This is a genomic window from Marinomonas pollencensis (assembly GCF_003387375.1).
Lineage (GTDB): Bacteria > Pseudomonadota > Gammaproteobacteria > Pseudomonadales > Marinomonadaceae > Marinomonas > Marinomonas pollencensis.
Genome location: NZ_QUNG01000003.1, coordinates 73,615 through 99,474, shown reverse-complemented (window position 1 = coordinate 99,474; position 25,860 = coordinate 73,615). Strand labels below are relative to the sequence as shown.

At 44.9% G+C, this 25,860-nt stretch carries 24 protein-coding genes; 14 read left to right on the top strand and 10 right to left on the bottom strand.

Annotation, left to right across the window (positions count from 1 at the left end):
* Positions 1-24: 24 nt before the first annotated feature.
* From nusA to DFP81_RS05585, 7 genes are all read left to right on the top strand, one after another.
* Positions 25-1,515 (top strand): transcription termination factor NusA, encoded by a 1,491-nt coding sequence (gene nusA, locus DFP81_RS05615; RefSeq protein ID WP_115896793.1) that lies wholly within the window; start codon positions 25-27, stop codon positions 1,513-1,515.
* Positions 1,516-1,541: 26 nt separating this feature from the next.
* Positions 1,542-4,103 carry a translation initiation factor IF-2 gene (gene infB, locus DFP81_RS05610; protein ID WP_115896792.1) on the top strand — a complete coding sequence of 854 codons (2,562 nt, stop codon included), beginning with the start codon at positions 1,542-1,544 and terminating at the stop codon, positions 4,101-4,103.
* Between the two features lie 12 nt (positions 4,104-4,115).
* On the top strand, positions 4,116-4,505 hold the full coding sequence (gene rbfA, locus DFP81_RS05605; protein ID WP_115896791.1) for a 30S ribosome-binding factor RbfA: 390 nt from the start codon (positions 4,116-4,118) through the stop codon (positions 4,503-4,505).
* Positions 4,506-4,514: 9 nt separating this feature from the next.
* Positions 4,515-5,444 (top strand): tRNA pseudouridine(55) synthase TruB, encoded by a 930-nt coding sequence (gene truB / locus DFP81_RS05600; RefSeq protein WP_115897009.1) that lies wholly within the window; start codon positions 4,515-4,517, stop codon positions 5,442-5,444.
* Between the two features lie 109 nt (positions 5,445-5,553).
* Positions 5,554-5,823 carry a 30S ribosomal protein S15 gene (gene rpsO, locus DFP81_RS05595; RefSeq protein ID WP_115896790.1) on the top strand — a complete coding sequence of 90 codons (270 nt, stop codon included), beginning with the start codon at positions 5,554-5,556 and terminating at the stop codon, positions 5,821-5,823.
* 180 nt (positions 5,824-6,003) lie between these two features.
* Positions 6,004-8,112 (top strand): polyribonucleotide nucleotidyltransferase, encoded by a 2,109-nt coding sequence (pnp, locus tag DFP81_RS05590; RefSeq protein ID WP_115896789.1) that lies wholly within the window; start codon positions 6,004-6,006, stop codon positions 8,110-8,112.
* A 116-nt stretch (positions 8,113-8,228) separates the two neighbouring features.
* A complete protein-coding gene (locus DFP81_RS05585) occupies positions 8,229-8,819 on the top strand; it encodes an LPP20 family lipoprotein (protein WP_115896788.1) in 591 nt (196 codons plus the stop codon).
* 62 nt (positions 8,820-8,881) lie between these two features.
* Here DFP81_RS05585 and DFP81_RS05580 read toward each other — a convergent pair whose 3' ends face one another.
* Positions 8,882-9,292 (bottom strand): acyl-CoA thioesterase, encoded by a 411-nt coding sequence (locus DFP81_RS05580; RefSeq protein WP_115896787.1) that lies wholly within the window; start codon positions 9,290-9,292, stop codon positions 8,882-8,884.
* Here DFP81_RS05580 and DFP81_RS05575 point away from each other — a divergent pair.
* Complete coding sequence (locus DFP81_RS05575; RefSeq protein ID WP_245959090.1) at positions 9,285-10,322, top strand: DUF3080 family protein; 1,038 nt, start codon at positions 9,285-9,287, stop codon at positions 10,320-10,322. The two genes, DFP81_RS05580 and DFP81_RS05575, sit on opposite strands and share 8 nt — an antisense overlap.
* 5 nt (positions 10,323-10,327) lie before the next feature.
* Here the strand turns inward: DFP81_RS05575 and DFP81_RS05570 are convergent, their stop codons facing one another.
* Entirely contained in the window at positions 10,328-10,651 is a 324-nt protein-coding gene (locus DFP81_RS05570; RefSeq protein ID WP_115896786.1) for a hypothetical protein, read from the bottom strand.
* Between the two features lie 287 nt (positions 10,652-10,938).
* On the opposite strand from DFP81_RS05570, the gene DFP81_RS05565 reads away from it, so the two are divergent.
* The 4 genes from DFP81_RS05565 (at position 10,939) to DFP81_RS05550 (ending at position 15,222) form a co-directional block, all read left to right on the top strand.
* Entirely contained in the window at positions 10,939-12,003 is a 1,065-nt protein-coding gene (locus DFP81_RS05565; protein WP_115896785.1) for a diguanylate cyclase, read from the top strand.
* 102 nt (positions 12,004-12,105) lie between these two features.
* Positions 12,106-13,080 carry a glucokinase gene (gene glk, locus DFP81_RS05560; RefSeq protein WP_115896784.1) on the top strand — a complete coding sequence of 325 codons (975 nt, stop codon included), beginning with the start codon at positions 12,106-12,108 and terminating at the stop codon, positions 13,078-13,080.
* Positions 13,081-13,101: 21 nt separating this feature from the next.
* Positions 13,102-14,577, top strand: coding sequence for a glucose-6-phosphate dehydrogenase (gene zwf / locus DFP81_RS05555; RefSeq protein ID WP_115896783.1), 1,476 nt, complete (start codon positions 13,102-13,104; stop codon positions 14,575-14,577).
* A gap of 18 nt (positions 14,578-14,595) precedes the next feature.
* Complete coding sequence (locus DFP81_RS05550) at positions 14,596-15,222, top strand: bifunctional 4-hydroxy-2-oxoglutarate aldolase/2-dehydro-3-deoxy-phosphogluconate aldolase (protein ID WP_115896782.1); 627 nt, start codon at positions 14,596-14,598, stop codon at positions 15,220-15,222.
* An 82-nt stretch (positions 15,223-15,304) separates the two neighbouring features.
* On the opposite strand, the gene DFP81_RS05545 is transcribed toward DFP81_RS05550, so the two are convergent.
* The 5 genes from DFP81_RS05545 to rpsU all read right to left on the bottom strand — a co-directional run bounded on the left by DFP81_RS05545 (position 15,305) and on the right by rpsU (position 21,803).
* Complete coding sequence (locus DFP81_RS05545) at positions 15,305-16,714, bottom strand: PhoH family protein (RefSeq protein ID WP_115896781.1); 1,410 nt, start codon at positions 16,712-16,714, stop codon at positions 15,305-15,307.
* A 359-nt stretch (positions 16,715-17,073) separates the two neighbouring features.
* The gene (gene rpoD, locus DFP81_RS05535; protein ID WP_115896779.1) at positions 17,074-18,909 is read right to left on the bottom strand and encodes an RNA polymerase sigma factor RpoD; all 1,836 of its coding nucleotides are present in this window, start codon (positions 18,907-18,909) and stop codon (positions 17,074-17,076) included.
* A gap of 115 nt (positions 18,910-19,024) precedes the next feature.
* A complete protein-coding gene (gene dnaG, locus DFP81_RS05530; protein ID WP_115896778.1) occupies positions 19,025-20,992 on the bottom strand; it encodes a DNA primase in 1,968 nt (655 codons plus the stop codon).
* 4 nt (positions 20,993-20,996) lie between these two features.
* Positions 20,997-21,443 (bottom strand): GatB/YqeY domain-containing protein, encoded by a 447-nt coding sequence (locus tag DFP81_RS05525; protein ID WP_115896777.1) that lies wholly within the window; start codon positions 21,441-21,443, stop codon positions 20,997-20,999.
* Between the two features lie 144 nt (positions 21,444-21,587).
* Positions 21,588-21,803, bottom strand: a complete 216-nt coding sequence (rpsU, locus tag DFP81_RS05520; protein WP_009835737.1) for a 30S ribosomal protein S21 — start codon at positions 21,801-21,803, stop codon at positions 21,588-21,590.
* 389 nt (positions 21,804-22,192) lie between these two features.
* Between rpsU and tsaD the strand changes: the two genes are divergently transcribed.
* Entirely contained in the window at positions 22,193-23,230 is a 1,038-nt protein-coding gene (tsaD, locus tag DFP81_RS05515; RefSeq protein WP_115896776.1) for a tRNA (adenosine(37)-N6)-threonylcarbamoyltransferase complex transferase subunit TsaD, read from the top strand.
* A gap of 2 nt (positions 23,231-23,232) precedes the next feature.
* Positions 23,233-23,598, top strand: a complete 366-nt coding sequence (gene folB, locus DFP81_RS05510) for a dihydroneopterin aldolase (protein ID WP_115896775.1) — start codon at positions 23,233-23,235, stop codon at positions 23,596-23,598.
* Here folB and DFP81_RS05505 read toward each other — a convergent pair.
* Genes DFP81_RS05505 through DFP81_RS05495 form a run of 3 tightly spaced genes read right to left on the bottom strand, consistent with a single transcriptional unit; the run spans position 23,595 to position 25,851 of the window.
* A complete protein-coding gene (locus tag DFP81_RS05505) occupies positions 23,595-24,698 on the bottom strand; it encodes a tRNA nucleotidyltransferase/poly(A) polymerase-related protein (protein ID WP_115896774.1) in 1,104 nt (367 codons plus the stop codon). The two genes, folB and DFP81_RS05505, sit on opposite strands and share 4 nt — an antisense overlap.
* A gap of 8 nt (positions 24,699-24,706) precedes the next feature.
* A complete protein-coding gene (gene glpE / locus DFP81_RS05500; protein ID WP_115896773.1) occupies positions 24,707-25,027 on the bottom strand; it encodes a thiosulfate sulfurtransferase GlpE in 321 nt (106 codons plus the stop codon).
* Positions 25,024-25,851 carry a symmetrical bis(5'-nucleosyl)-tetraphosphatase gene (locus DFP81_RS05495; protein ID WP_115896772.1) on the bottom strand — a complete coding sequence of 276 codons (828 nt, stop codon included), beginning with the start codon at positions 25,849-25,851 and terminating at the stop codon, positions 25,024-25,026. Before DFP81_RS05495 ends, glpE begins: the two co-directional genes overlap by 4 nt.
* Positions 25,852-25,860: the final 9 nt, after the last annotated feature.

Sequence of the window (25,860 nt, the reverse complement as noted above, 5' to 3'; positions counted from 1 at the left end):
TAACCTTGAAGAGAGGCTAAAAGGATGAGCAAAGAGATTCTTTTGGTAGTGGAAGCCGTTTCCAACGAAAAAGATGTTCCGAAACAAGTTATTTTCGAAGCCGTTGAAATTGCTTTAGCTAGTGCTGCCAAACGTCGTTTTGAAGAAGACGCCGTTATTCGTGTTTCTATTGATCAGCGTACTGGTGATTATAAAACATTCCGTCAATGGAACATCGTCGCTGATGAAGATTATTCTGCACCAGCGTCCGAGCTAACAATCGATGACTCTGAAGAGCAAGATTTAGGTGTTGGCATCGGTGAAGTGTACGAAGAAGAAGTTGAATCTGAAGAGTTTGGCCGTATCGCGGCACAAACGGCAAAACAAGTTATCGTACAAAAAGTACGTGAAGCTGAACGTGCAAAAGTGGTTGCTCGCTACTCTGAAAAAGTGGGTAAACTAGTACACGGTCAAGTGAAGAAAGTGACGCGTGATAGCTTGATTGTTGATCTTGGTGAGAATGCGGAAGCGGCATTGCCAAAAGATCAGCTGATTTCTCGTGAAACATTCCGTATGAATGATCGTATTCGTGCTTTGTTGCTAGAAATTCGCGAAGACAATCGTGGGCCACAGCTGATTTTATCGCGTAACTCTCCAGACTTTATGGTTGAGTTGTTCCGTTTAGAGGTGCCTGAAATCTCTGAGGAAGTGATTGAAATCCGTGGTGCATCTCGTGACCCAGGTTTACGTGCAAAAATTGCAGTAAAAACAAATGACCGTCGTATTGATCCAATTGGTGCTTGTGTCGGTATGCGTGGCGCACGTGTGCAGGCGGTTTCCAATGAAATGAACGGTGAGCGAGTTGATATTGTTCTTTGGGATGATAATCCAGCTCAATTAGTCATCAATGCCATGTCTCCTGCTGAAGTAGACTCGATTGTGATTGATGAAGATGCGCATTCTATGGACGTTGCAGTAAAAAGTGACAACCTTGCGCAAGCCATTGGCCGAAATGGTCAAAATGTTCGTTTAGCGTCAGCGCTAACGGGTTGGGCTTTGAATGTGATGACCAGCGAAGATGCCGAGGCAAAACAGCAAGAAGAGTCACAAAAGTTGATCGACTTGTTTGTTGATAACTTGGAAATTGACGACGATTTGGCTATTCAAATGGTCGAAGAGGGATTCGCTTCCTTAGAGGAAGTGGCTTATGTCCCAATGGAAGAAATGTTAGATATCGACGGATTTGATGAAGATTTAGTAAATGAACTACGTTCTCGCGCTAAAGAAGCTTTGCTAAACCAAGCACTTCAAGCGGAAGAACAATTAGACGGTGCTAAGCCAGCAGCAGACCTTTTAGAGATGGAGGGGATGGATAATCACCTTGCTCTTGTGCTTGCTTCTAAAGGCGTGATCACGATGGAAGATCTTGCTGAGCAGTCTGTTGATGAGTTACTTGATATTGACGGTATGACAGAAGAGCGTGCCGGCACACTTATCTTGACTGCACGCGCACCATGGTTTGCTGAATCTGAGTAAAATCTGAGTACATAAGGGGGAACTTAATGACAGTTCAAACCGTAAAGATACTATCCGAACTGGTGAAAACACCAGTCGATAAGCTACTGGCTCAGATGAAAGACGCTGGTCTTCCTCACAAAAGTGAGGACCAAGACGTCTCTGATGTTGAAAAGCAAATACTGTTAAACTATTTAAAGCGTCAGCACGGCGATGAGGATGATGGAGCGCAGCGTATTACATTGCAGCGTAAGAAGACCAGCACCTTATCTCGCGGTGATGGCGGTAAAGCAGTTAATGTTGCTGTTAAGAAAAAGCGCACTTATGTGAAGCGAAATGATGCCGATGAAGAACTTCAGAAACAACAAGAAGTTCTTGCGCAGCGTCAGGCCGAAGAACAGGCGCGTCTAGAGGCCGAAGAACAGGCTCGTCTTGAAGCTGAGCGTAAGCTTGAAGCAGAAAAGGCGGCAAAAGCCAAAGCTGAAGCCGAAGAAAAGGCACGTCAGGAGGTTGTGAAATCCACACCTTCAAATGCTGATGTGCAAAACCATACGGAGCAGAATGACTCCGGTATAGGAGCGGCAGAACCCGTGGAAGCACCAAAACAGCCTAAAGTGACGAAAAAAGCGTCTCAACCAGCGATGGATAACAAAAAATCGCCGGTTGCGCCTAAAGGTAAAAAAGGGGCACCTCGCCAAGATGGCGATAACAAACCCCGTGGCCGTAATAACTCAGATAACAAACGTTCCCGCGTTAATGTGAATGGCGATGATGATTACCGTCGCGGTAAGCTTGGTCGTAAAGGGAAGAAACCATCTAAGCAAGAGCACGGCTTCCAAAAGCCGACGGCACCACAAATACATGAAGTGGCATTGCCAGAAAGTATTACTGTTGCAGATCTTGCTGAGAAAATGACAATCAAAGCAGCTGAAGTGATTAAGGTGATGTTTAAAATGGGCGCAATGGCGACCATTAACCAAACCATTGATCGTGATACAGCAACCTTGGTTGTTGAAGAAATGGGTCACACCGTTAAATATATCGATGAAAACGCTGTCGAAAACGACATGATTGAAGCAATCGATTACGACGGTGAAGAAATCAAACGTGCGCCAGTTGTTACTGTAATGGGTCACGTAGACCATGGTAAAACATCGTTACTGGATTACATTCGTACCACGCGCGTTGCTGCGGGTGAGTCGGGTGGTATTACCCAGCACATTGGTGCTTACCATGTGGAAACGCCACACGGCATGATCAGTTTCCTAGATACACCTGGACACGCTGCATTTACTTCTATGCGTGCGCGTGGCGCGAAAGCAACAGACATCGTTATTCTTGTTTGTGCTGCCGATGATGGTGTTATGCCACAAACCATTGAAGCAATTCAGCACGCTCGTGCAGCAGAAGTGCCAATGGTTGTTGCAATGACGAAAGTCGACAAAGAAGGTGCGGACATTGATCGTGTTAAAAACGAATTGGTCGCACAAGAAGTCGTGCCGGAAGAATGGGGTGGTGACATCCAGTTCGTTGGTGTTTCGGCTAAGTCTGGTGAAGGCATCGAAGAGCTTCTAGAAGCTGTGCTTCTACAAGCTGAAGTACTTGAGCTAAATGCGGTACCGAGTTCACCTGGTAAAGGCGTCGTTGTGGAATCTCGCTTGGATCGCGGTCGTGGTTCGGTTGCTACCTTGTTGGTTCAAAACGGTACTTTGCGCAAAGGCGATATCGTTTTAGCAGGTCTGCAAATGGGTCGTGTTCGTGCCTTGTTGGATGAAAATGGTAAAGCCATTGACAGTGCAGGTCCTTCTATTCCTGTTGAGATTTTAGGTCTAGACGGTACGCCAGAAGCCGGTGAAGAATTTATCGTTGTAGCGGATGAGCGTAAAGCTCGTGAAGTGGCTAACTTCCGTCAAGGTAAATACCGCGAAGTTCGCTTTGCTCGCCAATATTCTGCGAAATTGGAGAACTTGTTCTCTGAAATGGGCAAAGATGAAGTGCGTACGCTAAATGTTGTGCTTAAAGCCGATGTTCGTGGTTCTTTGGAAGCCTTGATCAAGTCATTAACGGACTTGAACACAGAAGAAGTTCAGGTGAACATCGTATCTAGCGGTGTTGGTGGTATTACGGAAACTGATGCGACTTTGGCATTGGCTTCTGAAGCGGTAATCTTTGGTTTCAACGTGCGTGCGGATGCTTCTGCGAAGCAGTTTATCGAACGTGAAAGCATTGATCTGCGCTACTACAGCGTAATCTACAACATTATCGACGATGTGAAATCTGCCTTGTCTGGTATGTTGACACCAGATCTTCGCGAAGATATCCAAGGTACAGCAGAAGTGCGTGATGTATTCCGTTCTCCTAAGTTCGGATTGATCGCAGGTTGTATGGTGATTGAAGGTACGGTATACCGTAACAAACAGATCCGTGTATTGCGTGATGATGTGGTTATTTACGAAGGTGAACTTGAGTCTCTTCGTCGCTTTAAAGATGCGGTTAACGAAGTCAGCAAAGGCATGGAATGTGGTATCGGTGTGAAGAACTACAACGATGTTAAGGTAGGCGATAAAATCGAGGTTTTTGAAACCGTCGAAGTTGCGCGTACTCTTTAATAGGACAAAATCATGGCAGGCGAATTTAGTCGTACTAGTCGGATTGGTGACCAGCTCCAAAAGGAGCTGGCGTCCTTGATCCAGTTTGAAGTAAAAGATCCTCGTTTAGGGTTGGTTACTATCAACGAAGTACGTGTGGCCAAAGATTTAGGCTATGCGGACATTTATTACACGGTTTTGGGTAAAGATGATCAGCCAGAAGTGTTGGCTGAAAATCAGGAAGCTTTAGACAGTGCAAAAGGTTTCTTGCGTGGCCGTTTGGCAAAAGAAGTGAAACTTCGAGTGATGCCGCATTTGCGTTTCCATTACGATCAAAGTGTCGTTAATGGTTCGCGTATGTCTGCTTTGATTGACGAAGTAATTCGTGATGATGAAGCAAAAAACGGTAACGAAAGCGAGTAATTGAACGGTATGTCTAAAACAAAATGGCGTTCGGTAGACGGTATCGTACTACTGAACAAGCCCATCGGTTTAAGTTCAAACCAAGCGTTACAGCGAGTTCGTCGTTTATACCGGGCTGCGAAAGCGGGCCATACCGGTGCTTTAGACCCATTGGCAACAGGAATGTTGCCTTTGTGTTTGGGCGAGGCGACGAAGTTCTCGCAGTTCCTTTTAGACGCAAATAAGCGTTATCTAACTTGCATCCAACTTGGTAAAAGAACCACCACGGGAGACCGTGAAGGTGAGATTCTGAGTGATGAGCCGGTTCCTGCATTAACGGATGCAGAGCTTGAGGCTATATTGGATCGTTTTCGTGGTGAAATAGAGCAGATCCCACCTATGTATTCGGCGTTGAAGCACGAAGGCAAGCCTTTGTATGAATACGCACGGCAAGGTATTGTCATCGAACGGAAACGTCGCCAAGTTATGATTTCTAATCTGACCCTAGTGTCCAGAACAGACGATTCGTTGACCCTGGATATTCAGTGTTCAAAAGGGACTTATATTCGAACCATTGGCGAAGACATTGGTGAGGCGTTAGGTTGTGGTGCGCATTTGAAATCCTTGCATCGCGTCTCAACGGCAGGCTATTCCCCAGAAGGAATGCTTACCCTTGAAGAATTTGAGGCGATTGCCGAGCAAGGTGAAGACGCACTTGATGCTTATTTGATGCCAATGGATTCAGCGGTCGAGTATTTGGATCGGATAGAATTACCCGCTCAAGATACCAAAGATATGTTGTTCGGTCGTACCGTGGCGAGCCCTATCTCGCTAGCGGATGACAGCCTGGTGAGACTTTACGATCAAGGCAGTCAAAGGTTTCTTGGCTTGGGTAAAATAAGAGGGGAGAATATCCGCCCTCAGCGACTATTAAATACCAGTGAGAGCGCGCATAAATAGCAGTGAGTTCTGCTAAAAAGAGTGTTAAACTTGCTGGCTATAGGGTAACTGAAAATATGCTCGGCTATCCTGTATTTTCTTATAGCATATTAAATTGGAGATATAGATTATGGCATTGTCTGCAGAATCAAAAGCAGCGTTGGTTAAAGAGTTTCAAGTAGCGGAAGGCGACACTGGTTCTCCTGAAGTTCAAGTAGCATTGTTGACTAAGAACATCGAAGGTCTTCAAGGTCACTTTAAAGCTCATATCCATGACCACCATTCTCGTCGCGGTCTAATTCGCATGGTAAACCAACGTCGTAAATTGTTGGATTACCTTAAGCGTAAAGACGCAGCACGTTACACTGGTTTGATCAAAAAACTAGGTCTGCGTCGCTAAGACTAAGGAAGGGCCATAAGTTATTATGGCCCTTTTTTTATTGGTCTCCCAAGGGACAGCCTGTACTTCATATGTGCTTTTATCGCGAATAAAGTGAGCTAGCATAGAGTGCATATGAGTACTGGCTTTAAAAGAAGATCTTTGGGAGAAAGTAATTTTTTTTAATGAAAAGGAATACGTGTGAGTATTACAACAAAAACGTTCCAGTTTGGTAACGATACGGTAACACTAGAAACTGGCCGCATTGCTCGTCAAGCAACAGGTGCGGTTCTTTGTACTATTGGTGATGCGCAAGTGCTAGCTACTGTAGTTGGTGCAAAATCAGCAAAACCTGGTCAAGACTTTTTCCCACTGTCTGTTCATTACCAAGAGCGTGCTTACGCTGTCGGTAAAATCCCTGGTGGCTTCCTAAAACGTGAAGGTCGTCCTTCTGAAAAAGAAACACTGACTTCTCGTCTAATTGACCGTCCTATTCGTCCATTGTTTCCAAAAGGTTTCATGAACGAAGTACAGGTTGTTTGTACTGTTATGTCGACGAACACTAACCTAGACGCTGACATTGCGGCTATGTTAGCAACGTCTGCTGCCTTGACTATTTCTGGTATCCCATTCAATGGTCCTATCGGTGCAGCACGTGTTGGCTTTAACGATGAGTCTGGCTACGTTCTTAACCCAAGCTACGCAGATCTAGACGGTTCTTTGCTAGACATGGTTGTTGCGGGTACTAAAGACGCAGTCCTAATGGTTGAGTCTGAAGCACAAGAGCTTACTGAAGACGAAATGCTAGGTGCGGTACTTTACGCACACAAAGAAATGCAAGCGGCCATCACAGCAATTTCTGAATTCGCAACTGAGTGCGCTAAGCCTCGTTGGGAATGGGAAGCTGAAGCGGTTAATGTTTCACTAACTGAAGCACTAGCAACAGGCTACGCAGCACAAATCGAAGAAGCTTACGGCATCAGCGAAAAAATGGCACGCTACGCTAAACTAAGCGAAGTGCGTGCGGCGGCGGTTGAAGCGCTAGTTACTGAAGAAGGTGAATTCTCAGAAGCTGACGTAACAGGTGCTTTCGCGAAACTTGAGAAACGTACTGTACGTCGTCGTGTTATCGACGGTCAGCCACGTATCGATGGTCGTGATAACAAAACCGTTCGTCCAATCAACGTTGAAGTTGGTTTGTTGAGCAAAACTCACGGTTCTGCTTTGTTCACTCGTGGTGAAACTCAGGCGATTGCGACTTGTACTCTAGGTACTAGCCGTGATGCGCAAATGTCTGACGGTCTTGCTGGCGAAAGCAAAGATAGCTTCATGTTGCACTACAACTTCCCTCCATACTCTGTAGGTGAATGTGGTCGTATGGGCGGTGTTGGTCGTCGTGAAATCGGTCACGGTCGTCTAGCACGTCGTGGTGTTCAAGCGGTATTGCCATCTGAAGATGAATTCCCATACACAATTCGTATCGTGTCTGAAATCACTGAATCAAACGGTTCTAGCTCTATGGCTTCTGTTTGTGGTGCATCTCTATCTATGATGGACGCAGGTGTTCCTCTTAAAGCGCCAGTCGCTGGTATCGCTATGGGTCTGATCAAAGAAGACGACGGCTTTGCAGTATTGACTGATATCTTGGGTGATGAAGATCACCTTGGTGACATGGACTTTAAAGTAGCGGGTACTGAAGAAGGTATCACAGCACTTCAAATGGACATCAAAATTGAAGGTATCAATGAAGAAATCATGGATATCGCACTAAGCCAAGCAATGGACGCGCGTAAGCACATCCTGCGTGAAATGGCAGAAGTGATTGGTTACGCTCGCCCTGAAGTGTCTCCAAATGCGCCATCTATGGCGACAATCAAAATTGATCCTGAAAAAATCCGTGATGTTATCGGTAAAGGTGGCGCGACTATCCGTTCTATTACAGAACAGACTGGCGCTTCTATCGACCTAGATGATGACGGTACAGTACGCATTTACGCTGCTGATAAAGCAGCGTCTGATGCTGCTTTGCTTAAGATCCATGAGATCACAGCAGAAGCAGAAGTGGACAAACTTTACCAAGGTAAAGTCGTTCGTCTTGCTGAGTTTGGTGCTTTCGTGAACATTCTACCTGGTAAAGATGGTTTGGTTCACATTTCTCAAATCGCTGAAGAACGCATCCGCGCGGTTTCTGACTTCTTGTCAGAAGGTCAGGACGTGATTGTCAAAGTACTAGATGTTGATGCGCGTGGCCGCATTAAATTGTCTATGAAAGACGTTACCGAAGAAGATAAAGCCAACTTTACTGAGTAAGTAAACGCTTTATAACTTTTTTAAAAGGTGCCTATTGGCACCTTTTTTTGTTTTTGTCAGGCAAATTCGTCTACTATAGAATGAATGCGAATTATTTATTTGAGAGTGGGGATAGAATGAAGTTTAAATTACTTGGTATTGCCGCAACCGCCTTGTTATTAGCGGCATGTAGTTCAAAGGAAGTGCTCACTCAAGCGGAGCCTGTAGCAGATTGTGTGTTTGCCGATGGCTCAAATAAAGCCGCGCCACAATGGGTTTGTGGAGCACCAGTAGAAGGCGTTGAATTGTCAGCGGTAGGCTACAGTGAAAAATCAGCAGCAGGCCCAAATTATATGAAGCAAATGGCGGCCACAGCAGCACGTGTCGAACTGGCTCAAGTGCTAAGCTTAAATTTGCAGAATATGGTCAAACAGTATGTTGAAACCACTGGTGCAGGTGATGCGGAAAGTGTAGACAGGGTGAACAGTGTTGTGACAAAACAAATCACCGAACAAACCTTGGTTGGTTCTCGTGTGTTGCGCCAGCTACCAACCCCAAGCGGTGGTTTGGTGGTGTTGGTAGGGTTAGACCCAAAACAAACGGAGAGCATCTCTGAAGATATTTTGCGAACATCAATGAAAAACAATCAAGCCATTTATCAAAAGTTAGAAGCGAAAAAAAGCTTTGATGAATTAGCTTCAGAAATAGCCAAACAAAAAATGCAATAAGCTTAAGGAGCCAGAATCAGAGTATCGATAAGCTTTTGATTCTGGCTCAATAAGCGCTTTTCTCATATTTGGTTGTCTTCACTGAAAATAGGAACAGGCTTTTTATTCTCATCAATCGCAACAAAATTAAAGTGTCCAGTAATGGCCTTAGTGCGTTTGTCACTGTCGAGCTCTTCTAAGAAAATATTCACTTCGACCTTAAGTGATGTACGACCTACGTGAACAACTCGGGCAACGAGTTCGATCAAAATGCCTGACGGAATGGGTTGTTTAAAGTTGACTTGCTCGGTAGAAATAGTCACTAAAGGTTTTCTTGCAAAGCGTGTCGCAGCGATATAAGCCACTTCGTCCATCCATTGCAATGCGATTCCGCCAAACAGGGTGTCATAGTGGTTGGTGGTGCCGGGGAATACCATTTTTGCGACGCGCGTTTCAGAGATTTCTTCACGTTTTTGGATTAGCAGCTTGTTCATATTAATTCGTTTATTTCCTCAAGTCATATGGGGTGTTGCTGGTTTACTGTTGTTGGTTGGATGCACATCAAGGTATCAGCCAGAATCGCTTCTATTGGCTTACGTAGATGATTTGTCTCGTTCGAAATACATTGCAGTTCGTCTACCGGACTTTGTATCACCGAATTTGTACCCGCCGTTGCAGCAGCGCCAGCAAGCACTTACTAAATTTGACGTTAGCATACTCGATTTTCTCTCATTACAGCAGTGCGATGTAGGCTTTTTGGCCGGTGAACGAAACAGTGTACTGGGTCGGGTTATGCCAAATAGTCAGCGTTTTTTATATGAAATTAATATCATCCGAGCCATTGAGTCGTGTTCTATTGAAAATACCCAATTGGCAGATAAGTTACACGAGATCGCGCGGCTAAAACGTAAGGAGTTACCCATTGCTTATACTAATGCGGTGTTTAATGGGGCAGAAGGTCAGGCATTTTTTAGTCTCTCTAATGGTTTTATTCCTTTATCTAATCGTTCGGTGAATTATCAGTCGTTGCTGGCTTCATTGGAGAGTATAAAGCAAATAGGTGAGCGTCTAAGGTCTTTACCTAGGGTTGAGGGTAAGGCGTATGAAGCGGATTTGAAAGCCTTGAGTGACAGTGAATATGCAGGGCAGTTGATGTATAGCTTGGCGCAGTTGAAGCGTTTTTTAACCGCTGTCTCTAGCGCTATAGAAGGTTTACCCGATGAAGTGTGTGGCCCTCCCTTGGCTTTTTTAAGCCAACAGTTTGAGCGCCATTATATAAAGAAAATTCAGCCCTATATGGCACGAATGAACAGTGCCGCTTATCGACTATTGCCGTTAATAGAGCAGATAGCTAAGCTTGGGAGCCCGTTACCCAAAGCCTTAGAGCAACATCTTGCTATTTTGTCTGTTACTCAAGATGATAGTCTCTGGCGACAATATCAGCGCGCTTCACAGCGTCATGCATTTGCTTGGAGTCAATTGTTTCAGCGTTGTGGTGTTGAAATAGGGGCGGCCACGAAATAGGTGCGCTAGATGCGTGTGCTGATTTGGTTTTCTAGGGCTTCTACCGCATTGTATTGATAGGGGGTGCCTTGTGCCAGAGGCTCTTCGTTAAGTGCTTTTAGCAAGGCAATGTTTGCCGATGGATTATCAATAATGCCACTGGAAAACTGAATAGGTCGAGTGATGGCATGAGGTTCATGAACGCTTCTTGTATCGGGTTCTTCCATGAGTGCAGGGCCTGGCTGACTAAATAGGCTCATCATTAAGGCAAATTGAGCATTGCCTGAGACGGGTTTCCCAGCACTGGTGCTTTGCGTCAACTGGGTTTGGACAACGTCTCTAATGTTCATGACTACTCTCACTATCAAGGATGAAAAGTGTATCGGCAGTAGGAGTGAATAGATTAGCAAAAAAAATAATAAATTAGCTTTCTTTTCAGGATGAACAAGAGGCTTGAAGTGATTAAGGAAAAACTAAGACGATGCAATATTGTGACAAAAGTTTAACCAGGTTTGGACGTTATTAATGGCTCAAAGGATTGAAGCATCGTACTATAATATATTATAGATCAATTGCTTTAGTAAAAATGACTATGATTCTTTCTATGTCGCTACAGGGCGGTCGGGACATTTGATGCATGCATGATATAAATGAGCTAATAGACAATGTAAGGCAAAATGAGGCGATTGCGCTTAAGTTCTTTGAAATTGAGCGCTGCATTCTTTCTATTGGCCGTTGTGATCAATTTGTCTCCACTTTGACCAAAGAAGTCCAGAAGCAATTCAATGTACCCTATGTATGGGTCAATCTTATTAATGAAGCGCCTTTATCCCACCTAATTGAAACCCTTGAGAAAACCCCTGACCTGAGAGATAGGGTGTTGTTTACTCGCCGTCATGTGATGATCGACGTTATTAAGTCGGGCAATAAAACGGTACTTGTGAATAATAACCTTGCTAGTTGTCGTGAGATTATTCCGCCTGTTTATCGGGACATAGTCTCCTCTGTCGCAGTATCACCATTAACAATTGATGGAGAGCTAGTCGGTCTATTTTGTCAGGCAGATTCAGACAGCTCAAGGTATGATGCTGCGACTAAAGATACGTTTTTATTAGACCAGTTAGCGATTAAGATCTCCATTTGTCTAAGTAATGTGACAGCGCGAGAAAAGCTTGAGTATTTAGCCACGCGTGACCCACTGACAGGCTTACTAAATCGTCGTCAGCTAGAGCTAATGCTAGAGCGAGAGTTCTCTCGTTCCAAAAAGCAGCAGAGGGATCTTACCGTGGTGTTTATAGACTGTGATGCTTTTAAGTCAATCAATGATACCCTAGGTCACAACTGTGGTGATGAGGTGTTGGAATACATTGCTAAACGTCTGCTAAAATACGTGCATAAACAAGGTTTGGCATTCCGTTTTGCTGGTGATGAGTTTGTTTTTGTAACCCCTGGCAAGAGTTATGATCAAGCGCTTTTAATTGCTGAGTCTATCCATGATTACCTTCAGTCTAACCCGCTGAGGTACAAGTCTAACTTGGTTCCCATTACCGTCAGTTTTGGTGGTGCTAGTGTGATCGGTGATGCTCCGACGAACTACAAGCAGTTGCTGAAATTAGCGGATGAACGTCTCTATAACTATAAAAATAACCGAAAAAGATCTGTGCCAACGAAGGTGTTTAAATTTCTAAACAGAATTCGGTAATATGTAATTTTATTACATATTAATCCGTGAAAATTCCATTCATCGGTATTTTTCAAGGTTGTTTTGTTATAAAATTTCAAAAAAATCAGATAGGGTTCTTTTATGTCCCACGCTTTGATCGCCGACTTAGGCGGCACCAATGCGCGTTTTGCACTGGTTCCAATACATGAGTACACACCGCAAGAAGTGCGGGTGTTCGCCTGCAAGAATTACGAAAGCTTTTTTGATGCTGCGGCTGACTACATAGAGCATTGTAGTGTCGATATGGATAATATCGATGCCATTGTGCTTGCCATTGCTGGTCCAGTCGACCTTCCTATTATTCGCTTTTCTAATAACCCTTGGCAATTTACACGAGCAGAAGTGCAAGCTTACTTTGGTGAAGATAAAGCGCTTGAACTGTTGAACGACTTTGATGCGGTTGGCCATTGTTTAGAAGTGCTGAAACCAGAAGATCTTATGGTTATTGGTGAACATTCTGAAGTGGATAGCAAAGAAGCTGCTTGGGTTGTTGGTGCCGGCACTGGTCTTGGTGTGGCGTGTGTTGTGCCACAGGATGTGGGGCCTAACATTGTTTTATCTGGTGAAGGTGGTCATGTGGATTTAGCCACCTGTAATGAGCAAGAGGATGACATTTTACGTTTTCTGCGGACTCGCCATGAACGCGTATCGGCAGAGCGTGTTTTATCAGGGATGGGATTGGAAAATATTTATGAGGCATTAGCGTCTCGTAGCGGTATTGAGCGTCGTCTGACGGCGCCACAGATAGGGGACGCGCTTAAGGCGGGAGATGACCCTATTGCGGAAGCGGCATTAGAGCAGTTTTTTGTCTTCTTAGGCCGTGTGATTGGCGACCTTGTGTTGTCAGTGGAGTCCCGTGGCGGTGTGTATATTGCCGGTGGGATTGTGCCGCGTTATATCAATGAAATTCAAAAAAGTGGCTTTCGTAATGCCATGCAAGAAAAAGGTCGTATGAAAGAGTTTGTGTCACCGATTCCGACCTTTGTTGTTCTGTCTGAATACCCAGGGCTGATGGGGTGCGCTTGTTACGCATCTCATCTTGTATCGAAAGCCTAGATTAGTTGGAGAATGAAGAATATGAAGGCAAGTTTGAAAGCCTGTGATGTAGTGATCTTCGGTGGTGGTGGTGACCTTGCTATGCGCAAGTTGCTGCCCGCTTTGTACCATCTTGAAATGGATGGCTTGTTAGCACCAACTACACGCATTATTGGCGCTTCTCGACGAGAAATGAGCGCAGAAGATTATCAAGATAAAGTACGCGTCGCGTTGGACGAGTTTGTGCCGGCGAGTGTGGGAGATGACAAAGTCTGGTCCCAGTTTAAGGCGCGTTTAAGTTATGTGTCTGTTGATGCGCAAAAAGAGTCTGACTTTGCTCGTCTTAATGACGAGCAAATTGGCGGTGATGATCGAGATGTTGTGTTTTACTTGGCTACATCGCCGAGTTTATTTGGTTCTATTTGTTCTTCATTGGCTAGCCATGGGTTAAACAAAGACCGTATGCGCGTGGTGTTAGAAAAGCCTCTTGGCCGTGATTTAGACTCTTCTCGTGCTATTAATGACGAAGTGATGGAGAACTTTACCGAGCAGCAAGTGTTTCGTATTGACCACTATCTTGGTAAAGAGACGGTACAAAACCTATTGGCTATCCGCTTCGGTAATACCTTGTTCGAGCCGCTGTGGGACAGTGCACACATTGATAACGTGCAAATTACTGTTTCTGAAACTGTGGGTGTTGAAGGGCGTTGGGGTTATTACGATGACGCAGGCGCAATGCGTGACATGGTGCAGAACCATATCGTACAGTTGTTGTGCCTTGTGGCGATGGAGCCTCCAGGTCGTATGGATGCGGATTCAGTGCGCGATGAAAAAATCAAAGTGCTAAAAGCATTACGTCCAATTGAAGGCGCAAATGCTTATACAAAAACGGTACGTGGGCAATACGCGCGTGGCGTTATCAAGGGTAAAGAAGTACCTGGATACTTTGACGAAGAAGGCAGTAACCCTGCGTCTCGTACGGAAACTTTTGTTGCATTGCGAGCAGATATCGATAACTGGCGTTGGGCGGGTGTTCCATTCTATTTAAGAACAGGGAAGCGCCTTGGTCAGCGTTATTCTGAAATTGTGATTCAGTACAAGACTGTGCCACACAGTATTTTTAGCGATGAGAGTAATCGCCAATTGCAGCGTAATCAATTGGTTATTCGTTTGCAGCCAGAAGAAAAAATCTCTTTAACTGTAATGAACAAAGTGCCTGGTGCAAGCGAAGGTATGAATCTTCAGCCTGTTGACTTGAACTTGAGTTTGACCGAAGCCTTCCATAATAAACGTAGCCCAGAGGCTTATGAGCGTTTGTTGTTGGATGTAATGCGCAACGATGCCACCTTGTTTATGCGTTATGACGAAGTGGAAGCGGCCTGGAAATGGGTTGACGGCATTATGTCTGCTTGGAATCAAACGAGTGAGCGTCCTAAAGAGTACGCTGCTGGTTCTTGGGGGCCTGCTGCATCGATGGCATTACCGATCAAAGATGGCCGTAACTGGCACGACTATTAAGCTAAGAAGGACTAGATTATGACGACTTCATTAACTTCAGCGCAAGTGATGACGGCAACACCGGTAGTGCCTGTTATTGTGGTAGACGATGTTGAGCAAGCGGTTGCACTTGGAAAAGCTTTAGTAGCTGGCGGCGTGCCTGTATTAGAGGTAACACTGCGCACTGAGGCGGCACTGGAAGCGATCACGGCACTGCGTAAAGAAGTGCCAGAAGCGATTGTGGGTGCCGGCACTGTGTGTTCACGAGAGCAGTATGTTCAAGCGGTTGAGGCGGGTTCTCAGTTTATCATTAGCCCAGGAATGACGGCTGACTTATTGGCAGTAGGTAAGGAATATGACATTCCATATTTACCTGCTGTTGCGACTATCTCTGACATTTTGTTGGGTATGGAGCATGGTTATGACCATTTCAAATTTTTCCCTGCAGAAGTAAATGGTGGAGTGAAAGCCTTGAAAGCATTTGGTGGGCCTTTACCTCAGATTAAATTCTGCCCAACAGGTGGTATTGGAGCAAACAACTTCCGTGATTACCTAGCATTGCCAAATGTGCTTTGTGTTGGTGGTTCTTGGATTGTACCAACAGACTTGGTGAAAGCAGGAAAGTGGGATGAAATTACTGAGCTGGCCAAATCAGTAAGTCAGTAAATAGTCCTTTACTTTTAATCTTGTTAAAAAGGGAAGACTTGGTCTTCCCTTTTTTGTGCCTGTTTGTTGATGCGGCGCTGCGTTATAAATTTTCTTCAGCAAATTCCGCCAGTCTACTGCGCTCTATTCCGTTAACATGCATGACGCTGGCATATTTGAAGGTTTTACATTTTTCGACAAGGTAAGTCAGGCCAGATGTCAGTGGAGTGATGTATTTATTATCAATTTGAGCTAGGTTGCCAAGGACAATAATTTTAGAGTTACTGCCGATGCGTGTGACAATGGATTTAAGTTGAAATTGCGTTAAGCCCTGTGCCTCATCAATAATAATTAGCGCATTATTGAATGAGCGGCCGCGCATAAAGTTAAGCGATTTAAACTGAATGTTCGCTTTCTGTTTGACGTAGTCGATACTGCTGAAAGCGTGTTCATCGGCACCGTGTAAGATCTCTAAGTTGTCATCAAAAGCGGCTAGCCAAGGCGCCATCTTCTCCTCTTCTGTTCCAGGTAAAAAACCTATATCTTCCGCCATTGGAGGGGTAGAGCGTGCCACGATGATCTTATTAAAACGCTTTTCTTCCATGGTGACTTGTAATCCATAGGCCAACGCGAGCAGTGTCTTTCCTGAGCCTGCTGGCCCTGTCATTATCATTAAGTCTGAATTGTCGTGTCGCAATAGGTAGAAGGCCATGGCTTGTTCTAAATTACGAGGTTTAATGCCCCAGAAGCTCTGGTGCATGATGTTCTGTTTGTTAATATCTAATAGGTAAATGTACTCTTTATCAATATTTACCACAAAGCCGACAAACTCCTCATCATCAATAATAAACATATTGAGGTAAAGGGTGGGGAGGGTGTCTTTCTTAATCAAGTGTACCGTGTGTCGGCCGTGTGATTCTGTACGAACACTGTCGAGATTAGACCAGAAGCTGCCTTCTACTTGAATATACCCTTTACTCATCAAGTCGACATCGTCTAAGACTTTGTCTTTTCTGTAATCTTCAACGCGCTCTAAGCCTGAGCCTTTTGCTTTTATGCGCATATTAATGTCTTTTGTCACTAGGCAGACAGACGATCTTGGGTTGGTCGCCTGTAGGCTAAGGGCGACATTGATAATGCGGTTGTCGTTGGCGTGGTCATGATTGCCATTGAGAAAAGGGATATTGTCAGTATGGGTGATTTGTTGATCAGGAAAAATGGCCAATGAACCTTCATTGGCTTGTTGTGGTGTATCCTCATCGTCTACTTGATGAGGCTTTTTGATGGTAACGCCGCTTTGCAGCTGTTTTGGGGAAGCGTCTCCGACTATTTTGTCTATGGTGTTGATGGCGAGTCTTGCTTCTCTGCTAACGTCTTTATCTCGTCTGTCTTTGATGATGTCGAGTTCTTCAAGCACTGTCATGGGAATGACGACTTTATGCTCGGTAAAAGCATAAATAGCTAAAGGGTCATGTAATAGTACATTGGTATCTAGGACGTAAATTTTTTCCATACGGCATTACTCCTTTTGGGCGAGAGAAATCTCAATGACACTGTTTTGATTAGAAAGAGAGTATTTAAAGGGGGTGGTAGTGAATTTTTGGCGTATAAAAGAGAGGAGGTGCTTAAGATAAAAGCGCCATTTAGGGTTGCTGCTGAGCGTTTTTCTAGGTGAAAAGCGTTTCAGCAAACTGTCGTGCTGATTACCACGATAAAGTCTTTGCAAGCTGAATCTCACTGTCTTTTGCTCGATTATGCTTTGAGTGTATGACAGTTTTATTGAAGATGCTTTCTTTTTTTGAAAGGTTGTGAATAAAAAAGCCATTGAGAATCTCAATGGCTTTTAATAACGACCTGAACTAAAACAATTAGTTACTCGTCTAGGAAGCTTCTCAAGTGCTCTGATCGGCTTGGGTGACGAAGTTTACGTAATGCTTTGGCTTCGATTTGACGGATACGCTCACGGGTAACATCAAATTGCTTGCCGACTTCTTCAAGCGTGTGATCGGTATTCATATCAATACCAAAGCGCATACGAAGCACTTTCGCCTCACGAGCGGTCAGCCCTGCTAAGACGGTAGTTGTTGATTCACGTAGGCCTTCAATAGTGGCTGTATCAATCGGAGATTCAGCACCGTCATCTTCAATGAAATCGCCTAGATGAGAGTCTTCGTCATCACCAATTGGGGTTTCCATTGAAATCGGCTCTTTCGCAATTTTCAATACCTTGCGAATCTTATCTTCTGGCATATCCATGCGAGCAGCCAGCTCTTCAGGTGTTGCTTCACGACCCATTTCCTGAAGCATCTGACGAGAGATGCGGTTCAGTTTATTGATCGTTTCGATCATGTGTACTGGAATACGAATAGTACGAGCCTGATCGGCAATCGAGCGTGTGATTGCTTGACGAATCCACCATGTTGCATAAGTAGAGAACTTATAACCACGACGGTATTCAAACTTATCTACGGCTTTCATAAGGCCAATGTTGCCTTCTTGAATCAAATCCAAGAATTGCAGGCCGCGGTTGGTGTATTTTTTCGCAATCGAAATAACCAAGCGCAAGTTGGCTTCAACCATTTCTTTTTTAGCTCGGCGGGCGCGCGTCTCACCGATAGAAATACGACGATTGATCTCTTTAAGCTGAGCAATGGTCAGGCCTGTTTCTTTCGCAACGGTACGAAGTTTACGCTGACTACGCATAAACTCAGCTTCGTTTTCTTCAAGGCCAGCCGCATAGCTAGCACCTGAGTCGATTTGCTCTTGTAGCCAAGTATTGTTTGTTTCGTTGCTTGGGAAACGTTTCAAGAACTCTGTGCGAGGCATGCCAGCTTTGCGTACACAAACTTGCATAATCAAGCGTTCTTGCTCTCGTACCTTATCCATGCGCGAACGCACGCGATCGATCAGTTCGTCGAACAATTTCGGAACAAGTTTAATCGGAGCAAAACTAATACTTAGCTCTTCTTGCTTGGCTTTCACTACATCTTCGTGTCTGTCGTGAGTTTCAAGCAATATTTTAAGTTCTTCATAGATGCGAGAGATTTCATTGAAACGCAACGCTGTCTCTTCTGGATCAGGACCGCTTTCCGTTTCTTCCTCTTCTTCGTCATCATCGGATTCATCAGCGTCATCATCAGGTGCTTCTTCTTCAGAAGGCACTTCTTCTAATAACTCTTCGAAAATAGGCTCTTCGCCATCTCCATCAATGAAACCGCTAAAGATATCGCTTAAGCGACCTTCTTCTTCTTTGACTCTGGCGTAAGTGTCAAGCAGAACATCAACGGCACCAGGGAAGTATGAAATGGCAGCCATGACTTCGCGGGTACCTTCTTCGATACGTTTCGCGATGGCAATTTCGCCTGCGCGGGTTAGTAGTTCTACTGTCCCCATTTCGCGCATATACATTCGGACCGGGTCTGTCGTGCGAGTGACATCGCCTTCTACAGCGGCCAATGCGGCGGCAGCTTCTTCAGCGGCCGCTTCATCGGTCGAATCACCTTCTTCCATAAGAAGGCTATCTTTATCTGGAGCAACTTCAGAAACGGTAATCCCCATGTCGTTGATCATGGCGATGATTTCTTCTACTTGCTCTGGGTCAGAAAGGTCATCAGGAAGGTGATCGTTTACTTCTGCGTAGGTTAAGTAACCTTGTTCTTTACCTTTAGCGATCAGCTCTTTGAGACGCGACTGTTGAGTGTCTGGCATTCGACAACCTATCGTTAGAAATTCGTTTGGGAGTTTTGCAAGCAGCGGATTATAACAAAATCAATCAGTTTTATCCAGATATTCGTCTCTTTTTTGAGTGAATATTGAACAAGAATTATGATTTTTTTCGTCGGATTTGTTCTATTCTATTCCGCCAATCTTGCTTTTCTTGTTCTGTATTTATGGAATCACTTGCGCCATTTTTCAAGGACTCCATACCAAGATTTTTTTCTAACTTGGCAATTACGTCGATTACCTCTTGTTGTGGGTGAGGTAATTTTAACTGAATCGGTGCGTCGTTATGGTTGAGTAGTTTAAGCACTGCATTGCTCATATCCGGATCTGTTAAATCCACCAAAAAATGCCCAACATTGTGCTTAGGGTGCTTGTGGAAGTAGCGCCAAATCTTGCATAGCAGCTGTAGATGCCCTTCGGCTTTATTGACAATCGGGTCGGGGATTTCTATTTCTTTGGCTATGTGTGGGTGTAGTAAAAGACACAAAGAAGCCTTTGCTAGACGACTTAAACTGGGTGGTGCTGGCGGCAATTCTGGTTCATTGTTATGAAATTTGCCTTTTTTAAAAGGTTTTTTAAATGACGTGTTTTTTGTTGGTTTATATTCAGGTTGGCTGCCCGTTGCTTGGTAGTCGTCATACTCATCAAAGGATGGCGCCATGTCATAGTGCTGATAGTCTGGTGCGCCTTGTTCATAGGAGACGTCCATGGTGTGGCTCGATGAGCTAGCATAGCTTGTGTCATTTGTTGACGTGTTGGGGCGAGTTTTAATGTTGGTGTTGCTGAGTGTCTCACTGTCGATGCCAGATTGTTCGCTCAATTGGCGAATAAGTACCGAGCGAAACGTTAGCTCTTTAGGGATTTGTTGGATTAAGCCCATGGCGTTGCGTGTAAATTGCGCTTCGCCTTCTTCATCGCCTAAAGTGACTTGATTTCTGGCGTGCTCAAACAAAGCGTGAGAAAGGGAGGAGGCGTCGGCTAAGCGATTGTTGAACGCTTCTTTGCCTTCTTTTCTTACTAGGGAATCAGGGTCTTCACCCTCAGGCAAAAAGAGAAAGCGAATTTGCTTTTCGTCCTGCATAACAGGAAGTGCGGCTTCTAAACCGCGAATAGCTGCCGCGCGTCCCGCCTTATCGCCATCAAAACACAGCACCACTTTACTGACCAATTTGAAGAGTTTACGGATGTGTTGGCTATTTACCGAAGTGCCAAGCGTGGCGACAGCGTTGGTGATACCGTGTTGGGCAAGGACGATAACGTCCATATAGCCTTCCACTACGATAATTTGATCCAGCACTGGGGTGTTTTGCTTGGCTTCAAAAAGCCCGTATAGCTCTTGGTTCTTGTGAAAAACAGGGGTTTCTGGAGAGTTCAGATACTTGGGTTTTTCATCGCCAAAAGCTCGGCCACCAAAGGCAATAACACGACCTCGAGAGTCGCGAATAGGAAAAATAATCCGATCGCGAAAACGGTCGTAATAATGACCAGGTTGGTCTTTCTTTTCTACTAGCATGCCTCCGTGAAGCAGCTGTTCTTGGCTTTCGGCTCGTGTGCCTATGTGTTTCAGTAGGTTGTCCCAGCCAGGAGGCGCAAAACCTAAGCCGAATATTTTGGCTATCTGACCGGATAGTCCGCGGTCTCTCGATAGGTAGTCGGTGGCTTTTTTCTTATCTGGGTGTTGGGTTAATTGCTGCTGATAAAATTGTGCGCTTTCTGAAAGGCGTTTGAGCAACTCTGCATTTTGTTCGTAACGGTCGGGAGCACCTTGGTCTCGAGGTACTTCCATGCCTGCCTCTTTTGCCAGCAGCTCTATCGCTTCGATAAAGTCCAGATGGTCATGCTCCATTACGAAAGAGATGGCGTTGCCGCCTGCGCCACAGCCAAAGCAATAATAAAATTGTTTGTTGGGGTTGAGGCTAAAAGAAGGGCTTTTCTCGTTATGAAAAGGGCAAAGTGCACTGTAGTTTTGCCCTGTTTTTTTTAGGCTAATGCGGGACGCAACCACGTCAGTTAGGTCGGTTCGAGCCAGCAGCTCATCAATAAATTGATCGGGGATGCGTCCAGCCATAATATTAGCCCAATTGTGCTTTAACTTGTTTGCTGATCTGTGCCATATCTGCTCGGCCTTGAGCTTGGGGTTTAACAATGGCCATCACAGCGCCCATCTGTTGCATTGAGCTGGCGCCTGTCTGGGCGATCGCGGCTTTCACGATTTCAGCCACTTCTTCGTCTGTGAGTGGTGCAGGTAAAAACTCACTGATAATAAGCATTTCTTCTTGCTCTACTTTGGCTAGGTCTTCACGGCCGCCATCAATAAACTGTTGAGTAGAGTCTTTGCGTTGTTTGTTCATTTTGTCTAGAACGGCTAATACGCGTGCGTCATCTAGTTCAATACGTTCGTCCACTTCGATTTTTTTACATTCAGATAAAATGGTACGAATTACGGTTACACGCTGTTTTTCTTTTGCGCGCATGGCCGCTTTAAGGGTATCGGAAATGTGTTTTTTTAAGTCTGACATGGGATCCTCTTTACTTTCTAGTAGGCAAGTATATAAGCAAAAAAAACGGCTAGTTAATTAACTAGCCGTTTTTATAAGCCTAAATGCATCGAGCGTCTAGGCAAAACATTTGTTTTTTAGCAAATTGCCAAACGGCAGATCGGCCTAGTACAAACGTTGGAATTTTTTCTGCTCACGAGAAACTTTCTTAGCGTGACGTTTAACAGCAGCGGCTGCAGCACGTTTGCGAAGTGTAGTTGGTTTTTCGTAGCATTCACGACGACGAACTTCAGCCAAAACGCCTGCTTTTTCACAAGAGCGTTTGAAGCGACGTAGAGCGATGTCAAATGGTTCGTTATCTTTTACTTTTACAGCTGGCATGTTTTTACCTTTAAAATGTTTTTTTAAGTTTAAGTGTTCACAAAAACGGCGTGAATCATACCTGTATTTGACAGGCTTTCAAAGCGCGCTTTTGTTGGACAGAGTGAGATCTACATAAGATCGATTTTTCTTACCCTGAACAGACTATTTCGCGTCTGTAATGTATTGATGTCTTTAATAAGAGGGGTTTGGTATCTCTTCTCGCTGTTTATCTGGGTAAACAAGAGCCTGAGCCAAACTAGAAAAATCACCTGCCTTTTAATTTAAAAGTTGAAAACGCGCATATTGTAAAGGTTTTGATCAGCTCTGTCTAATAGGTTTTGTCACCTGACGCCTTTTCGTTAGATGAGTTACAATAGGCTGAAATTAAAATTAATGAGATGGTGTGAATGAAAGTACTGGGTTTGGAAACCTCTTGTGATGAGACAGGCATAGCCATTTACGATACAGAGAATGGTTTATTAGCGCATAAAATATATTCACAGATAGCGCAACATGCCGAATATGGCGGTGTGGTGCCTGAGTTAGCGTCGCGGGATCACATTCGAAAAACCTTACCCTTAATTGATGAGGTTCTGCTAGAAGCCGGTATTACAAAGGCCGAGTTAGACGCTATTGCTTTTACCAGTGGCCCAGGTTTGGTGGGGGCACTTATGGCTGGGGCAACAATTGGCCGCTCTTTGGCTTACTCGCTTAATATTCCTGCGCTGGGCGTGCATCATATGGAAGGGCATTTACTTGCGCCTATGTTGGAAGAAAAACAGCCAAAGATGCCATTCATCGCTCTGTTGGTCTCTGGTGGTCATACTCAATTGGTAAGAGTAGATGGGATTGGTGAATATCGTTTGTTAGGGCAGTCTTTAGACGATGCTGCAGGCGAGGCCTTTGATAAGGCTGCAAAAATGATTGGTTTGCCTTACCCAGGGGGACCACAAATTGCGGCGCTGGCCAAGCAAGGGACACTAAAAAGTGGTCTTAAATTCCCACGTCCTATGACGGATAGACCAGGGCTAGATTTTAGTTTTAGTGGTTTAAAAACGGCGTTTTTAACGGCCATTCATAGTGCGTTGGATGAAGACCGCTGTGATGAGCAGTTTAAAGCGGACGCGGCATTGGCTTTTGAAACCGCAGTAGTGGACACCTTAGTGATTAAATGCCGCCGTGCACTTGAAGCAGAAGGTCTTAAGCAGCTAATTATTGCGGGAGGGGTCAGTGCTAACCAGAGATTGCGCGAACAGCTTGAATCACAATTGAAAAAGATTAACGGCAATGTTTTTTATGCGCGTCCTGAATTTTGTACCGATAATGGAGCCATGATTGCCTACGCTGGCGCTCAGCGTTTAGTGAATGGACAGTTTTCCCCTCTGAATCTTTCGATTCGGGCGCGTTGGCCACTATCCGAATTACCGCCTGTTAAGGAGCAATGAGCATGAATGATCTTGTATTTATTGAGGGGCTTACTGCGCAAGCGGTGATTGGCGTTTATGACTGGGAGAAGGTGATTAAGCAAGAGTTGGTCTTCGACCTTGAAATGGAGCATGACAATCGCGAGCCTGCACAAACTGACGATTTGTCGAAAACTCTAGATTATGAAGCGATCTCTAATTTCATCATCGCTTTTTGTGCTGAGCGCACTTTTGAATTAATCGAAACACTGGCTGAGCATTTGGCAGACGAATTGATAAAAGTATTCGACATCAATGCCTTGGTAATGACGCTACGTAAGCCTGGAGCGATCAAAGCAGCACGGGCCGTAGGGGTTAAAATAGCCAGGAAAAAGGTGAGCGCTTACTAGTCGCTGTGAGTAACAAAGGGGTGAGATTGCTCGCTTAATGTCAGTACTCTTGCCGCTTTTAATGCGGTTCCCAGTTCTGCCCCACTTAAGCCTTGTTTTATTAGGTTGGCGGCGTTGATTTGGGCTATTTCATTACGTAACTCAAGCCACAGGTTTTGCTGGGTGCGGGTGATCAAGGATAAAACCTCAATCAGGCGTTGATATGGTTGAGGCTTTTTTATGGCGCTCACTTGGGTAAGCCAGTTTTCCCAGTGCGCCGCAGGCATTGGAATTGTTTGTCTTTCAATAAAGGCGCGTGCTTGCTCGGCGAGCCCCTTAAATTGATTGGGACACTTTAAGCGTTTTTGCAGCACTTCTAAGGCGTTCAATGGCGTATGCTGGCACAAAATAGCCCAACGCTGGGCGGCGCTTAAGTCGGGTTGTTGTAATTGACTCCTGAGTGCTTGACTAGGCTGCCACACCCACTCTGGAAAAAGGGCAGGAAGCGCTTCCGCTTTAACCAATACGTCAAAGAAAACATCAGCATGAGTTGTGAGTAATGCTTTTTCAAGTTCCTTCCAGATTCGCTCTGGAGTTAAACTGGACAGCTCGCCGGATTGGCTGATAGTTTGCATTAGTCTTAGTGTTTCAGGGGCAATACGAAAGCCAAACTCAGCGAAGCGAGCAGCAAACCGAGCAACGCGTAGGACTCGTAATGGGTCCTCAACGAAAGCCTCAGAAACATGGCGGAAAAGACGATCTTTAAGGTCTTGTTGACCATTAAAAGGGTCAATAAGCTGACCATCTTTGTCTTGCGCGATGGCGTTGATGGTGAGGTCGCGGCGCTCTAGGTCTTCCTCAAGGCTAATGTCTGGTGAGAAATCACAAATGAAGCCGGTATAACCTTGGCCTTGTTTTTTTTCTTTGCGAGCTAACGCGTACTCTTCTTTACTGTTTGGATGAAGGAAAACAGGGAATTGTTTGCCAACTTGTTGATAGCCAATTGTTTCTAATTGTTCTGGTGTGGCGCCTGTGACAACCCAATCATGATCTTTTACGGTCAGTCCGAGTAGTTGATCTCGAACGGCACCACCGACTAAATATACCTGATAATCCGACATGATTGAGATTAAGCACCTAGCTCGCATTGTTCTGGAAACATGGCGCTCCATTGGCTATAGCCACCATTTAGTGAGTAGACTTCACTAAAGCCTTGTGCCGCTAGGTATTCCGCGGCGCCTTTACTGCTATTGCCATGGTAACAGCAAACAATCACTGGGCGTGTCTTGTCACTGCTATCAATAAAGTGCTGTACGTTATCATTGTTGAGGCTAATCGCATTAACGATATGGCTGTTTTGGTAGCTAGCGGTGTCACGAATATCCACGATTAGGGCATTATTTTCGATGATTGGAAGCGCGTCTGAGACGTCAATGCAAGAATAAGTCATAGTGATTTCCAGTTCGTTGAACAAGGGGTACTAAAGCGTTGTTTATCTTCTAAACGAAGTGCAGTCAAACTGCCTCCCCAGACACAGCCTGTGTCTAAAGCATGTATTCTTTCCTGGTTGCTCACCCCTTCTAATGCCGCCCAATGACCAAACACAATATGGCAGTCAGCAGGGAGCTTAGACGGATAAGTAAACCAAGGGGCATAGCCTGTTTGGGCGGTATTTGGACCTTCTTTGGTTTTTAGGTCCAATTTACTTAGCGAGTCACAAAAACGCATGCGAGTTAAATAATTGGTAATGGCACGTAGGCGATCCATCCCCGTTAAGCTGTCATCCCACACTCTGGGCTTATTACCATACATAACAGCAAGGAAATCATCAATATGCGCTCCGCGAAGTTGATTTTCAACTTCCCTGGCAAGTTCTTGTGTTTGGGAAAGTGTCCAGCAAGGGGGAACGCCAGCGTGTGTCATTATGGTGTTGAGTGAAGCGTCGTAATGACATAAAGGTTGCTGTCTAAGCCAATTAATGAGCTCGTCACGATCACTTGCTGAGAGTATGTCAAACAAAGTATCACTGCGTTTTAGATGGCTGTGCCCATGGGCTACCGCAATTAGGTGAAGATCGTGATTGCCTAATACGACTTTGGCGTTGGTGCCAAGAGATCTTATAAAGCGCAAGGTTTCGAGGGATTCAGGGCCTCGATTAATTAAGTCACCTGCAAACCAAAGTTGATCTTTTTCTTGTTGGTAATTGATTTGTTCAAGTAAGGCTATTAGCGGTGTCAAACAACCCTGTAGGTCGCCAATGACATAGGTTGCCATAGTAAATCC